This window comes from Nonomuraea sp. NPDC050404, from assembly GCF_040655495.1.
Taxonomy (GTDB): domain Bacteria; phylum Actinomycetota; class Actinomycetes; order Streptosporangiales; family Streptosporangiaceae; genus Nonomuraea.
This window is the reverse complement of the sequence record NZ_JBFAKB010000009.1, coordinates 307,398-320,020: the sequence shown is the minus strand read 5'-3', so window position 1 is coordinate 320,020 and position 12,623 is coordinate 307,398. Positions and strand designations below refer to the sequence as shown.

Genomic DNA, 12,623 nt, shown 5'->3' with positions numbered 1-12,623 from the left:
CCGGTGCGGTGGACAAAGTCACGCGAGGATAACCGATGCGCACCCGTAGGGAACAGGTCACGCTGTGCGCACGGGCGTCGCGTGGACCACGAAAACCGGGTCTGACGCGGTAAGACTGTGCGAGCCGTCGGGGTTCAAGGACAGTTTGGAAGCCAGGATCTGGGTGCCCTCGCCGTGGTAGCCCTGCTCGCGCAGCCGGTCGAGCAGAGCCGCGACCTGCTCGACCTTGTTCAGCGCGCAGACGAGCACGCGCGGGTTCCTGGCGGCGCAGGCCATGATCACGTCGAGCCCGCCGCCGCCCACGTAAATGGCGTCGGGGTCGGGCAGCGGCTCCAGCGCGGGCGGCGCCTGGCCCCTGGTCAGAGCCACCTTCACGCCGTGCGCGATCACGTTGGCACGCAGTTCGGCGCAGCGCTGCCGGTCCCGTTCCACGGCCACGACGGCCGAGCCGAGCCTGGCGCACTCGACGGCGATCTGGCCGACGCCCGCGCCCACGTCCCAGACCAGGTCCCCGAGCCGCGGTCCCAGCTTGGCCAGCACGTACGCCCTGACCTCCGGCGGCAGCCCGCCCTCGAACGGCAGCGCCCACTCGGCCGGCCCGGGCTGGGCCCCCGCCACCCAGCCCGGCGGCTTTGGCCGGTGCAGCGGGTCGATGACGAGGACCACGTCGGGGTCCTTCCACGGCCTGGTCGTGGCCTCGCCCATGCGGCTGTGGGTGACGCGCTCGTCGGGGCCGCCGAGGTCCTCGCACACGATCAGCGCGCGCGGCGTCGTCGGGGCCAGTTCCCTGGCGAGCTCGCCGGGGCCCACTCCCGGCGCGACCAGCAGCCCCACCTTGGGATGGGCGCGGCAGGCGTTGACGGCCCTGTTGAGCTGGCCAGGGCCGGACGGGGCGACGATCAGCGCGTCCTCCCAGTTGAGCCCGGCGCAGGCGAAGGCGCGGGTGACGAGCGAGGTGGCCGGCAACACATCCGGTTTGAGGCCGTGCGCCCGCAACATGCGTACGACGCCGAAAAAGCCGGGATCGCCCTCCACGACCACGACCGCCGGGCCCTGGCCGTGCTCCAGATGGCCGTCCAGGACCTCCAGCAGCGGGCCGTCCGTCACGGTCGCCGTGCTGTGCCTGAGCTGCCCGACAATGGCGTCAGGACCCACCACGAGCCCGGCCTCGTTCAGCTTGGCCGTCGCCTTGGCCGAGAGCTGGGATCCGTCCCAGCCGACAACCGTGATCATTGTGCCTCACCGTCCTCAATCCAAGGGTGACGGTTGCGGAGAGGTTTCACAAAGGGTGCGAGGGACAGTCCGGTGTGCCCTCGGGGAGTCAGGCCAGGTCGGAGGGGACGAGGCTGTAGACGATCAGGTCCTGGCCGCCGAGCGAGGCGCGGGCCAGGCCCTCGCGTACGAAGCCGGCCTTCTCCGCCACCCGCTGGGAGGCGAGGTTGGAGGGGGTGGCGCGGAGCTGGAGCCGGACGAAGCCGTGCTGCTCGAACAGCCGGCGCGCGACGGCCAGCACGGCCTCGCCCGCGTACCCCAGGCCCCTGACCCAGGGCGCGGTCATGTAGCCGACCTCGGCGCTCCTGTTGTGCCAGTCGAGGTCGCGCAGGTCCACGTTCACCGCGTAGCGCCCGCCGTCCAACTCCTCGCCCGTCCAGACGGCGCCCGTGCCGCGCAACCACATGCGGTGGGCGTGCTCGACGTACTGGCGCGCGTGTTCCTCGGTGTAGCCGCGCGGCACGCCCGTGTACGCCTGCGTCACCGGATCCGCGCCGGTGACGGCCAGGTCAGGGACGTCCCCGGGCCGCAGGGGCCGCAGGAGCAACCGTTCTGTACGCAGCTCCGCCCGCGGCAGGGCGGCCACCGGCTCGCGGCCGTCGTGCCGCAGCAGGCCGAACAGGACGAGGTCGTGCGCGCCGTTCTGGTCCACGACCGCGTCACGGATCGTGCCCTCCCAGGTGAAGCCCGCTTTGCAGGCGACGCTCAGCGAGGCCAGGTTGTCCGGCCTGGCGGTGAGGTCGATCCTGCGCAGCCCCACGGAGTCGAACGCCCAGGCGGTCAGCGCGCGCACCGCCTCGGTTGCCAGGCCGCGGCCCCGGTGCTGGGGGTGCACGGCGTACCCGACCTCGGTCGTGCCCGCGGTCCACGAGGTCTTGAACAGGCTGATGGAGCCCACGATGAGGCCCTCGGCGTCGATCATGGCCAGGTGGATGCCCTGCCCCGAACGGCGCAACTCGTGCACGCCGGCCATGAGCCAGCCGGCGATGCCGGAGATTCCGGTCGGTGCGCCCGGCGGCAGGAACCGGGCGCCGGACTGCACGATCGCGCGGATCCTGAGGGCGTCCGAGGGTCCGAACGGCCGCAGCGTGAGCCGTTCCGTGGCGATGCGCACGTCGGAATCGAACACCCTGCGCAGAGTACACAGCCGCCATGTTTGCCCACCAAAGCGGGGGTAGGGGCCGCTTGGAGGGGAGTGACAACATGGAACGTGGGAGCGACAAGCACGGGCCCCGCCTGGACGATCAGCAGAAGCACGAGACCGAGGGCCTGGTGCGCGGCGGGGGCAGCACGCACGCCGAAGAGTGGAAGGGGCCCGAGGCCATGCCCGGCCCCGGCGAGGGGTCGCCCCAGTCCTATCCGCCGGGTCACGAGCCCGGCACCGCGGAGGGCATCACGCAACATGGCGTGGATGTCCGTAGCGACCTGGCCAAATGGCTGAGCGACGCGCACTGGCCCGCCAAGAAGGGCGAGCTTCTGCGGCACGCGCGGCGGGTGGACGCGCCCGACCAGGTGGCCGACATGGTGGAGTCCCTGCCGGAGCGCCGCTACGCGAACATCGCGGAGGTGGCCGAGGCGCTCGGGCTCGGCGTGGAGAAGCGGAGGTGGTGAACCGTGCGGCTCGACCATCTCCGGCCGCTGTACGAGCGGCGCGGCCCGTACGCATCGGTCTACCTGGGCGCGCTCACCAGACCCGAGCGGCTGACCCACTGGCGCAGCGTGCGCGACCAGCTCGACCACCAGGCCGACAAGGCGACCGTGGAGGCCCTGGAGGAGGGCGCCCTGCGGGCCGCCGCCGGGCAGGCGCTGTTCGCCACGCACGGTGACGTGGTGCTGGCCGAGACGTTGCCCGAGGCGCCGTACGAGCTGGCCACCTGGACGCCGCTGCCGCACGTCGCGCCCATGCTGATGCGGCGCGGCGAGAACGTGCCGCACCTGCGGGTGATCGTGGACCACGCGGGGGCCGAGCTGACCGTCTTCGGCGGCGGATCGCCGCGCAGGACCGTCGTGGAGGCCGCCTCGTGGCCGCTGCAGAAGACCGCCCAGGGGGGCTGGTCGCAGAAGCGGTACGAGCGGGCCGTGGACGAGACCTGGGAGAAGAACGCGACCGCCGTCGCCAAGGAGATCGACGAGCAGGTACGCAGGATCGGCGCGGAGCTGGTCCTGGTCGCCGGCGAGCCGAAGTCGCGCTCGTACCTGCTGCACCATCTCGGCACCAAGGCCGCCGACCGGGTGACGATCGTCGAGCACGGCAGCCGGGAGGACCACGGCCGGTTCGAGGCCGACGTGGAGCGGGCGCTCGACGAGTGGCTCGCCCGCAGGCGCGCGGAGCTGCTGGAGCGGCACCAGGAGTCGGCGGGGCCCACGGGGATGGCCCGGGTGTGCCAGGCCCTGCGCGAGGGCCGGGTGCAGGCGGTGCTGCTGCCCGGTGAGCTGCCGAAATCCGTCTGGATCGGCGGGGACGGCACGCAGGTCGGCACCGATCCGGCCGAGTTGCGCCGGTGGGGCGTCGATGAGCCCGTACGGGAGCGCTCGGACGCGGCACTGGCCAGGGCGGCCTCGATGACGGACGCCGAGCTGTGGTTCACCGACGCGGTGACCGACGTGGCCGCCGTGCTCAGGTACTGATGATCACTTCCAGGGTGCGGGGGCCGTGCACGCCTTCGACCCGGTTCAGCTCGATGTCGCTGGTGGCGGATGGGCCGCTGATCCAGGTGAGCGGGCGGGCCGGGTCGAGCCGGGCGACGGCCTCCGGCACGCTCGCCACGATCTGGTCGGCCCGCACCACGCACAGGTGGTAGTCGGGGACCAGCGTCTGGGCGCGCGTGCCCTGCCCGGGGCCGTGGTCCAGGACGATGGTGCCGGTCTCGGCGATGCCCACGGCGCAGTTCGTGATCACGCCGTCGGCCGTCTTCAGGTCGTTCCAGCCGCCCTGCCGGTCGAAGCCGTCGGGGACGAACATGCGGCGGTCGCCCAGGCACTCGTCGATCTTGCCGGGCACCTCGGCGGCCGGCACGACGTGCACGATCGCCCGGTAGTCGTCCACCCGCTCGGCGAACAGGCCGATGATGTCCCCACCGTGCCGTTCCGTCCGATAATGCCGGGGAATCGCTACTTCCTCCGCACCGGCGACGGCCTTGCGGACCTTGGCGAGGATCTCCTCACGCGCGCCCATCGCGCTCCCACCAATCTCTGAAGGATTCTTCCGGAATCTCGGGCAGGTCCCGGGTGTCCGTCCAGGCCGAGAGCCCGGGCCCGGGGAGCCGCTTGGGCACCAGCTTGCGTACGCGGGTGGCCGCGCGCTGCGCCTTGGCCAGGCGTTCGTGGTCGTTCAGTATCCAGCCCGCGACCTTCATCCCGGCCTTCTCCGCCGCCGAGTGCGGGGCCTTGGCGCGCAGGTCAACCAGGACCTCCGGGATGTCGATGGCCACCGGGCAGGCCTCGTAGCAGGCGCCGCAGAGGCTGGAGGCGTACGGCAGCGAGGCGTCCAGCTCCGAGGACATGCCGCGCAGCTGCGGGGTGAGGATGGCGCCGATCGGGCCCGGGTAGACCGAGCCGTAGGCGTGGCCGCCCGCGCGCTCGTACACGGGGCACACGTTCAGGCAGGCCGAGCAGCGGATGCAGCGCAGCGCCTGGCGGCCCACCTCGTCGGCGAGCACGTCCGTGCGGCCGTTGTCGAGCAGGACGAGGTGGAAGTCCTGGCCCTCGACGGCGCCCGTCCACATGCTCGTGTAGGGATTCATCCGCTCGCCCGTGGAGCTTCTGGGCAGAAGCTGGAGGAACACCTCCAGATCCCGCCAGGAGGGCAGCAGCTTCTCGATCCCGACCACGCTGATGAGGGTCTCGGGCAGGGTCAGGCACATGCGGCCGTTACCCTCCGACTCCAGGACCACCAGCGTGCCGGTCTCGGCCACCATGAAGTTGGCGCCGGAGATCGCGACCTTGCTGCGCAGGAAACGTTCGCGCAGGTGCAGCCGGGCGGCCTCGGCCAGGGCGGGCGGGTCGTCGGTGAGGTCGGGCGAAACCTCGGGCATCTTGTCGAGGAAGATCTCGCGGATCTCCGAACGGTTGCGGTGGATCGCGGGGACCAGGATGTGGCTGGGGAAGTCGTCGCCGAGCTGGACGATCAGCTCGGCCAGGTCCGTCTCGTACGCGGCGATGCCCTGCCCGGCCAGCGCCTCGTTGAGCCCGATCTCCTGGGTGGCCATCGACTTGACCTTGACCACCTCGCTCTCGCCGGTGGCCTTGACCAGGTCCGTCACGATGCGGTTGGCCTCGGCGGCGTCCCTGGCCCAGTGCACGGTGCCGCCCGCCCTCGTCACGGCCTCCTCCAACTGGAGGAGGTAGCGGTCGAGGTGGCGCAGGGTGTCGTCCTTGATCGCCTTGCCGGCCGCGCGCAGCTCCTGCCAGTCCGGCAGTTCGCCGACGACGCTCGCCCGCTTGCCGCGAATGGTGTGCGTGGCCTTGCGGAGGTTAAAGCGGAGCTGCGAGTCCTGTACGGCTTTTTGCGAGTTTTCCGGGAAATTTCCTGGCATGCCGAGGAATGTGGCACTCATTGGATCTCCTCCGTCGATGCGAGGATCTCGGCCAGATGCATGGTCCTGACGCCGGTCTTCTGACGGCTCAGGGTGCCGCCGATGTGCATGAGGCAGGAGTTGTCGGCCGCGCACAACACCTCGGCGCCCGTGTCGAGCACGTTGCGGGTCTTGTCGGCGCCCATCGCCGCCGACACCGCCGGGTTCTTGACCGCGAACGTGCCGCCGAAGCCGCAACACTCGTCGGATCCCGGCAGCGGCACGAGCTCCAGGCCGCGCACGTTCCGCAGCAGCCGCGTGGGCCGGTCGCCCAGGTGGAGGCCGCGCAGCGAGTGGCACGTCGGGTGATATGTCACCCGGTGCGGGAAATATGCGCCGACGTCCTCAACCTTGAGCACGTCGATCAGGAACTCCGACAGCTCGTACACCTTCGGCGCGACCTCCGCGATCGCCACCGCTCCCCTGCTGCCGGGCCTGGCCAGCTTCGGGTACTGCTCGCGCACCATGGCCGCGCACGACCCCGACGGCGCGACGACCGCGTCGTACCCGGCGAACACCTCGGTGAAGTGCCGGGCCAGCCGCGTGCCCTCCTGCCGGTAGCCGGTGTTGACGTGCATCTGCCCGCAGCAGGTCTGGGCGGCGGGGAAGTCCACGTCGCAGCCCAGCCTGCGCAACAGCGACACGACGGCCTTGCCGGTGCCGGGGAAGAGCGTGTCGTTCACGCACGTGATGAACAGGGCGACTCGCACGGCTCTCCTTCCAAGGTATGGTCCGACCACAGTATGGTCAGACCATACCGAACCACAATCATTCCGGCCACTACTGGGAGGCGTCGTTGGACGGCACCGGCTGGCGTCCCGTCAAGCGAACGCGGACGTTCGAGGACGTACTCGCACAGATCGAGCGGCGTATCGCCGAGGACGGCCTCACCGCAGGCGACCGGCTGCCCGCCGAACGCCAGCTCGCCGAGCAGCTCGGCGTCAGCCGCTCCTCGGTACGCGAGGCCATGCGCGTCCTGGAGACGCTCGGCGTGGTCTCCTCGCAGGTGGGCCGGGGTCCCGACGCGGGTGCGGTGCTCACCTCGCGCCCCGACTCGGCACTGACCGACCTGCTCCGGCTCCACCTCGGCCTGGCCAGCCTGGAGATGCGCGAGGTCATCGACGCCCGGCACATGATCGAGCAGTGGGCGGCCGCGCACGCCGCCGGCGCGGGGGCCGACACCTCCGCGCTGGCCGCCGCCCTGGCCGGGATGGACGCGGCGGAGTCGGCGGAGGAGTTCGTGGAGCATGACACGGCCTTTCACTGCGCGATCGCGGACGCGTCGGGCAACCGGCTCATCGCCGCCATCATGCGGTCGCTACGCGACTCGATGCGCAGATACTCGGTCGAAGCGGTGCAGCGCCTGGGCGACACCTCGATCCTGCGCGCGGACCACGTACGCATTCTGGCGGCCATCGAGGACGGCGACGCGGAGGAGGCGACCCGAGCCGTTTCCGAGCACCTGGCACACGCCTACCCCACGCTGTTCCGCTGAGCGCTCACTCCCTGCGATCCGCCTCCCGGCACACCGCCCCCGAGCACCCCGCCATCCCCGCCAGCCGCTGCTCCAGCCCCTGCAGCAGCGCCGGATCGGCGGTGGCGGCCAGGTTGCGCAGCTGGTACGGGTCCGCCTTCAGGTCGTAGAGCTGCAGCTCTCCCGTCTCGTACCGGACGTAGGTGTAGTCCTCGGTACGCAACGCCCGATAGGCGGGCACGGGCGTCTGGGCGGCCGACGAGCGGTTGGCCGGCCGGGTGAACTCCACCAGCACGTGCCGCCGCCACTCCCCGGGCGGCCGGCCCCGCAGCAGCGGCACCAGCGAGCGGCCCTCCGCGAAGGCGGGCACCGTGGCCCCGCCCAGCTCCGCGAACGTCGGCGCCAGGTCGATCGTGGCTCCCATCTGCTGAATCGTCGAGCCGGGCGTGATGCCGGGGCCGCGCACGACCATCGGGACCCTGATCGCCTCCTCGTACGGCGTGGTCTTGCCCTGCTTGAGGCGGTGCGTGCCGAGATGGAAGCCGTTGTCCGAGGTGAAGAAGATGTAGGTGTCCTGAAGGTTGCCGGACGCCTGCAAGGCCCGTACGACCTCGCCCACGAGGTCGTCCACGCCGAGCATGGCCCGCAGCCTCCTGCGGTAGTCCTCATCGACCTTGGCCAGGCCCTCCGGCGGGATCACCGGCCTGCTGCGCAACCACAGCGGCTCCGCGCTCACGTCCGCCTGGTTGAACGACGGCGTGCGCGGCGCCATGGCCTGCGGGAAGGCGTGCGCGTGCCGGGCGGCGGGGTTGGCCGGGTTGTGCGGCCCGATCGGGGCCAGGTAGAGGAAGAACGGCTTGTCACCGGAGGTGGTGATGAAGTCGCGCGCCTTGCGGCTCAGCACGTCGGACAGGTAGTCCTGCTCCATCCAGCCGTAGTCCTGCACGGCGCCGTTGGCGTTGAGCCGGTAGCCGTACTCCTGGTACAACTCGCGGACCGGCACGGCCCACTCGTCCCATCCGGGCGGCACGAACGTCTCCTTGGCCGTCTTGCCCGGGTAGTGGTTGAGGAACTTGCCCATCAGGCCCGTGCGATAGCCGGCCGCCTGCATCCAGGTGCCGATGGTGGAACGTTCCAGGCCCAGATTGTGGAAACGGTCGAAACCGCCCTCTGGCGCGGTGTTGGTCAGGACGCCGTGGCTGTGCACGTGTTGTGAGCGCAGGATCGACGCCCGGGACGGGCAGCACCAGGAGTTCGTCACGAAGAACCGGTCGAACGAGGCGCCCTGGCCCACGAGGTGCTGGGTGATGTTCGGGAAGTTCGGCAGCGTGCCGGTCTCCAGGTCGTCGGCCACCACCACGACGATGTTGGGCCGCGAGGCGCCCACGGCCACCGAGGGTTCGGCCGCCGGCAGGACGAGCAGCAGGCAGGCGAGACGGCAGAGAACCTTGAGCACAGAGTGTGAACTACCCCGGAAGATCCTCCATTGACACTTTGCGCGCCTCCGACCGTAATAGAACTTAATTCCGGAGGTGTTTCATGAAGCTCGGTCTCAATCTCGGCTACTGGCAGCGCGACGCCGACGACGCCACCGAATCGGTGCTGGCGGCGGAGCGGCTCGGCTACGACTCGGTGTGGACGGCCGAGGCGTACGGCAGCGATGTGTTCACCCCGCTGGCCTGGTACGGCGCGCGTACCAGCCGGATCAAGCTGGGCACCTCGATCGCCCAGATCTCGGCCAGACCCCCGGTCACGACGGCGATGACCGCCATGACGCTCGACCACCTGACCGGCGGCCGGCTGCTGCTCGGGGTGGGCGCGTCCGGGCCGCAGGTCGTGGAGGGCTGGTACGGCCGGCCGTTCGCCAAACCCCTGGCCAGGACGCGCGAGTACATCGACATCATGCGGCAGGTGTGGCGGCGCGAGGAGCCGGTGACCAGCGACGGCGAGCACTACCCGCTACCGCTGCCCGGCGGGCTGGGCAAGCCGCTCAAATCCATCACACATCCGCTCCGCCCCGACATTCCCATCTACCTCGGGGCGGAAGGGCCCAAGAACGTCGCGCTGGCCGCCGAGGTGGCGCAGGGGTGGCTGCCGCTGTTCGCCTTCCCCGAGAAGATCGAGGAGATGTACGGCGAGTCGCTGTCGGGCGCCGAGCCGGGCTTCGACGTTGCCGCCATGGTGATGGTGCTGATCTCCGACGACGTGCCGGCCGCGCTGGACATCGTCAAGACGATGCTGACGTTGTACATCGGCGGCATGGGCGCCAGGCAGCGCAACTTCCACGCCGACATCATCGGGCGGATGGGGTACGCCGAGGCCGCCGAGCACATCCAGTCGCTCTACCTGGCGGGGCGTAAGGACGAGGCGTTCCGGGCGATCCCGGACGAACTGGCCGACGGCATCTCGCTCGTCGGCCCGCCCGGCCGGATCAAAGAACGACTGGAGCTGTGGCACCGCAGCCCCGTCACTAGCCTGCTGGTCATGGGGGTGCGGGACGAGCCGTCGCTCAAGCTCGTCCGCGACCTCGTACAGGGAGGTTAGTCCGGGCGGGGCTCGTACAAGGCGGTCAGTCCGGGCGGGGCGCAGGGTCGGCGGTGACCGAGCGGAGCAGCGGGCGGCTCAGCGCGCCCGCCGCGATCACCCCGCCGAAGCCCACGACGACGCAGCCGGCCAGCGTGGCCACGCCGACCACGTTCACCGCGCCGAACATGAACGGCAGCGCGCAGAACGCCCCGGTCAGGATCGCCCCGCCGCCCATCACGGTCAGCGGGATCAGCGTCTCGGCCCTGCGTGCCCGGTCGAGCACCTCCAGCGGCGTGCCCGCCAGGCGCAGCAGCCCGTACGTCTGCCGCCGGTCCAGGATCGACGACGTGGCCGTGATGGCCGAGCCGGCGATGGCCACCAGGAACGACACCGACAGCACCACGATCGTGCCCACCCGCACGTCGGCCAGGATCTGCACGCCGAAGCGCTGGTCGTCCAGCTCGGTGGTGGGCGTGCGGCCGGGCACGAGTCCGGACATCGCGGTACGGGCGCGATCCAGGGCGGCCGCGTCGGAGTCCCGTATGGCCGCGCCCACGACGTCCTTGACCGGCTTCACGGTGGCCGTGACCCCCGCCTCCCGCAGCCGTTCGCGGGCCTGGTCGGCCACCTGCGCCGCCTGTCCGGCGGGCGCGGTGACGCGGAGCTGGGGCGGGCCCGACACCTCGGTCTCGAACGCGGCCGGGCTGAGCAAGCCGAGGAAACCCGCCACGAAGCCGGTCAGCGCGACGCCGCTCACCGTCCGCCAGGCCGAACGGGGATCGTCCACGAGCCGCCGACCCGCCAGCAGCCGGGCGGGCCCCCGCGCGCTCGCCGCCGTGATCCGGCCGATCATGCCGACCACCCAGGGCCCCGCCAGATTGATGCACAGGAAGGCCAGGGCGAGCGCCACCGCGATGATCGCGACGCTGGTGCCCCTGGTCATCATCGGGAACGCGGCCAGCGCCGCGAGCAGGGCGATCACCCGTACGAACCGCATGGCGGGCGGCGTCTCCCGCTTGGCCACGCCGAGCGGGCTCACCACCACCCGCCGCAGCCCGGCCACCGCCGACAACCCCACCAGCAGCGGCACCGCCACCAGCACTCCGGCCAGCACGAGCGGGCCCGGGAACAGGTCGGCGACGAACCACGGCCCGCCCTGCATCTCGATCCCAGCCAGCAGCGGTACGGCCAGGGCGAAGGCGATGGCCCCCGTGAGCGCGCCGGCCAGCGCCACGATCACCGCCTCCGCCACGGTCATGGCCACGACCTGCCCCGGCGTCGCGCCGATCAGCCGCAGCGCGGCCAGCCGCTGATCGCGCCTGGCCACCGTGAGCCGGGCCGCCGCGCCCCCGAAGACCAGCAGCGGCACCACCATGAGCACACTGGCGATGACCGAGAGCACCTGGTACGCCTCGGCGTCCTCGCTCGGCGCGCCCGCCAGGCTCGCGACCTTGACCGGCGGCTTGCCGACGATCCAGTCCTGGGATCGTTTCGCGGTCATCGCCGGGGAGTCCGGCGCGTGGCCGACGACCGCGACCAGTTCGCCGGGGTGGACCAGCGCCTCGTCGCCGAGCACGCCCTCCGGGTCCGGGTAGCGGCCGGCCAGCTCGGCGGCCGGCAGCTCCTTGGCCAGCGCGGCCAGGGCCGGCGACAACCACACCTCGCCGGGTGCGGGGAAGCGGGGCAGACCGGGCGGCGGGGCCGGGGTCTTACCTTTGAGCGCGGCCAGGTCGATGACGGTGATGGCCTGGTCGCGTACGAAGTCGTAACGCGACGCCTCAATGGCCACCGCGTCCCCGGCCGCCCCCGCCTCGTTCCCCGCCGTCCCCTTTCCCGCCTCGGACGCGGCCGGGACCGGGTTGCGCCAGGCTCCGCGCTCGGCCCTGGCCTCGAAGGCGAAGTTGGCGGCCACCGCGAACAGCAGCAACGCCGTCGCCACGGCCACCGCCCCCAGCGTGAGCCAGGTGCCCAGCATTCCCCTGCGCCCGCCACCCTTGAGCAGCCGCCAGGTCAGTTCGAGGTTCACGCGCGTACCCCGGTTACCAGCAACTGACCGTCGCGGACCTCCACCGTGCGATCGCACCAGGCAGCCACATTCAGATCATGGGTGACCACGATCAGGCTGGCCCCGTTGTGCTTGGTGGCCTCCACCAGCAGCCGCATCGTCTCCTGCCCGGTCTGCTGATCGAGCGCCCCCGTGGGCTCGTCGGCGAAGACCACGGCCGGCCTGCTCACCAGCGCCCTGGCGATGGCCACCCGCTGGGCCTGCCCGCCGGACAACTCCCCCGGCCGCCTGGACTCCATGGACCGCAGGCCCAGCGGGCCGAACCACTCGCGCGCCTGCCGTACGGCCTGGGCCCTCGGCGTCCCGTTCAGCATGAGCGGGAGCGCCACGTTCTCCTCGGCGGGCAGCTCGGGCAGGAGCTGGCCGAACTGGAAGACGAAGCCGAAGCGGGTACGGCGCAGCGCACTGCGCTTGCGCTCGCCCATGGTGTCGATGCGGTGCCCGAGCAGGTGCACCTCACCCTCGTCCGGCTTCATGATGCCGGCCAGGCAGTGCAGCAGCGTCGACTTGCCTGAACCACTCGGGCCCATGATCGCCACCGCTTCGCCTGCCCGTACCGTGAGATCCACGCCGCCGAGGGCGACGGTCTGCCCGAACCGCTTGGCCAGGGCTCGTCCAACAAGCACGTCGTTCATGCCGTCCAGGCTCCCGCCGGAGGGTACGCCCCGGGATCCTCCTTGCGACCAGAGCCCATCGGCCGAACGGCTGATCC

12 protein-coding genes are annotated in these 12,623 nt (G+C 71.4%); 4 read left to right on the top strand and 8 right to left on the bottom strand.

What is annotated here, in order from left to right; all coding sequences use genetic code 11:
- Positions 1 to 57 precede the first annotated feature (57 nt).
- A complete protein-coding gene (locus AB0I81_RS26550; protein ID WP_360661510.1) occupies positions 58 to 1,233 on the bottom strand; it encodes an SAM-dependent methyltransferase in 1,176 nt (391 codons plus the stop codon).
- 88 nt (positions 1,234 to 1,321) lie between these two features.
- Positions 1,322 to 2,401, bottom strand: coding sequence for a GNAT family N-acetyltransferase (locus tag AB0I81_RS26545; RefSeq protein WP_360661507.1), 1,080 nt, complete (start codon positions 2,399 to 2,401; stop codon positions 1,322 to 1,324).
- 74 nt (positions 2,402 to 2,475) lie between these two features.
- Here AB0I81_RS26545 and AB0I81_RS26540 point away from each other — a divergent pair, with 74 nt between their 5' ends.
- Both AB0I81_RS26540 and AB0I81_RS26535 read left to right on the top strand, forming a co-directional pair.
- Positions 2,476 to 2,883 carry a DUF2795 domain-containing protein gene (locus AB0I81_RS26540; protein ID WP_360661506.1) on the top strand — a complete coding sequence of 136 codons (408 nt, stop codon included), beginning with the start codon at positions 2,476 to 2,478 and terminating at the stop codon, positions 2,881 to 2,883.
- Positions 2,884 to 2,886: 3 nt separating this feature from the next.
- Complete coding sequence (locus tag AB0I81_RS26535) at positions 2,887 to 3,900, top strand: Vms1/Ankzf1 family peptidyl-tRNA hydrolase (RefSeq protein ID WP_360661503.1); 1,014 nt, start codon at positions 2,887 to 2,889, stop codon at positions 3,898 to 3,900.
- On the opposite strand, the gene AB0I81_RS26530 is transcribed toward AB0I81_RS26535, so the two are convergent.
- The 3 genes from AB0I81_RS26530 to AB0I81_RS26520 are packed head-to-tail and all read right to left on the bottom strand — an operon-like array spanning position 3,890 to position 6,556.
- Positions 3,890 to 4,447 carry an LUD domain-containing protein gene (locus AB0I81_RS26530; protein WP_360661500.1) on the bottom strand — a complete coding sequence of 186 codons (558 nt, stop codon included), beginning with the start codon at positions 4,445 to 4,447 and terminating at the stop codon, positions 3,890 to 3,892. The two genes, AB0I81_RS26535 and AB0I81_RS26530, sit on opposite strands and share 11 nt — an antisense overlap.
- Positions 4,434 to 5,828 carry a lactate utilization protein B gene (locus AB0I81_RS26525; RefSeq protein WP_360661497.1) on the bottom strand — a complete coding sequence of 465 codons (1,395 nt, stop codon included), beginning with the start codon at positions 5,826 to 5,828 and terminating at the stop codon, positions 4,434 to 4,436. The genes AB0I81_RS26530 and AB0I81_RS26525 overlap by 14 nt, the downstream gene beginning before the upstream one ends.
- Positions 5,825 to 6,556, bottom strand: coding sequence for a (Fe-S)-binding protein (locus tag AB0I81_RS26520; protein ID WP_360661494.1), 732 nt, complete (start codon positions 6,554 to 6,556; stop codon positions 5,825 to 5,827). The genes AB0I81_RS26525 and AB0I81_RS26520 overlap by 4 nt, the downstream gene beginning before the upstream one ends.
- 17 nt (positions 6,557 to 6,573) lie before the next feature.
- Here AB0I81_RS26520 and AB0I81_RS26515 point away from each other — a divergent pair, with 17 nt between their 5' ends.
- Complete coding sequence (locus AB0I81_RS26515) at positions 6,574 to 7,341, top strand: FCD domain-containing protein (protein WP_360661491.1); 768 nt, start codon at positions 6,574 to 6,576, stop codon at positions 7,339 to 7,341.
- Between the two features lie 4 nt (positions 7,342 to 7,345).
- On the opposite strand, the gene AB0I81_RS26510 is transcribed toward AB0I81_RS26515, so the two are convergent.
- On the bottom strand, positions 7,346 to 8,776 hold the full coding sequence (locus tag AB0I81_RS26510) for a sulfatase (RefSeq protein WP_360661488.1): 1,431 nt from the start codon (positions 8,774 to 8,776) through the stop codon (positions 7,346 to 7,348).
- An 83-nt stretch (positions 8,777 to 8,859) separates the two neighbouring features.
- On the opposite strand from AB0I81_RS26510, the gene AB0I81_RS26505 reads away from it, so the two are divergent.
- On the top strand, positions 8,860 to 9,864 hold the full coding sequence (locus AB0I81_RS26505) for an LLM class F420-dependent oxidoreductase (RefSeq protein WP_360661486.1): 1,005 nt from the start codon (positions 8,860 to 8,862) through the stop codon (positions 9,862 to 9,864).
- 25 nt (positions 9,865 to 9,889) lie between these two features.
- On the opposite strand, the gene AB0I81_RS26500 is transcribed toward AB0I81_RS26505, so the two are convergent.
- Positions 9,890 to 11,872 carry an ABC transporter permease gene (locus AB0I81_RS26500; RefSeq protein ID WP_360661483.1) on the bottom strand — a complete coding sequence of 661 codons (1,983 nt, stop codon included), beginning with the start codon at positions 11,870 to 11,872 and terminating at the stop codon, positions 9,890 to 9,892.
- Positions 11,869 to 12,546, bottom strand: a complete 678-nt coding sequence (locus AB0I81_RS26495; RefSeq protein ID WP_360661480.1) for an ABC transporter ATP-binding protein — start codon at positions 12,544 to 12,546, stop codon at positions 11,869 to 11,871. Before AB0I81_RS26495 ends, AB0I81_RS26500 begins: the two co-directional genes overlap by 4 nt.
- Between the last annotated feature and the right edge of the window lie 77 nt (positions 12,547 to 12,623).

What these genes read in the sequence shown, in the direction of transcription:
- AB0I81_RS26550 (WP_360661510.1), bottom strand. Translation starts at nt 1,233, where the DNA reads ATGATCACGGTTGTCGGCTGGGACGGATCCCAGCTCTCGGCCAAGGCG.
- AB0I81_RS26540 (WP_360661506.1), top strand. Translation starts at nt 2,476, where the DNA reads ATGGAACGTGGGAGCGACAAGCACGGGCCCCGCCTGGACGATCAGCAG.
- AB0I81_RS26530 (WP_360661500.1), bottom strand. Translation starts at nt 4,447, where the DNA reads ATGGGCGCGCGTGAGGAGATCCTCGCCAAGGTCCGCAAGGCCGTCGCC.
- AB0I81_RS26525 (WP_360661497.1), bottom strand. Translation starts at nt 5,828, where the DNA reads ATGAGTGCCACATTCCTCGGCATGCCAGGAAATTTCCCGGAAAACTCG.
- AB0I81_RS26515 (WP_360661491.1), top strand. Translation starts at nt 6,574, where the DNA reads ATGGTCCGACCACAGTATGGTCAGACCATACCGAACCACAATCATTCC.
- AB0I81_RS26505 (WP_360661486.1), top strand. Translation starts at nt 8,860, where the DNA reads ATGAAGCTCGGTCTCAATCTCGGCTACTGGCAGCGCGACGCCGACGAC.
- AB0I81_RS26495 (WP_360661480.1), bottom strand. Translation starts at nt 12,546, where the DNA reads ATGAACGACGTGCTTGTTGGACGAGCCCTGGCCAAGCGGTTCGGGCAG.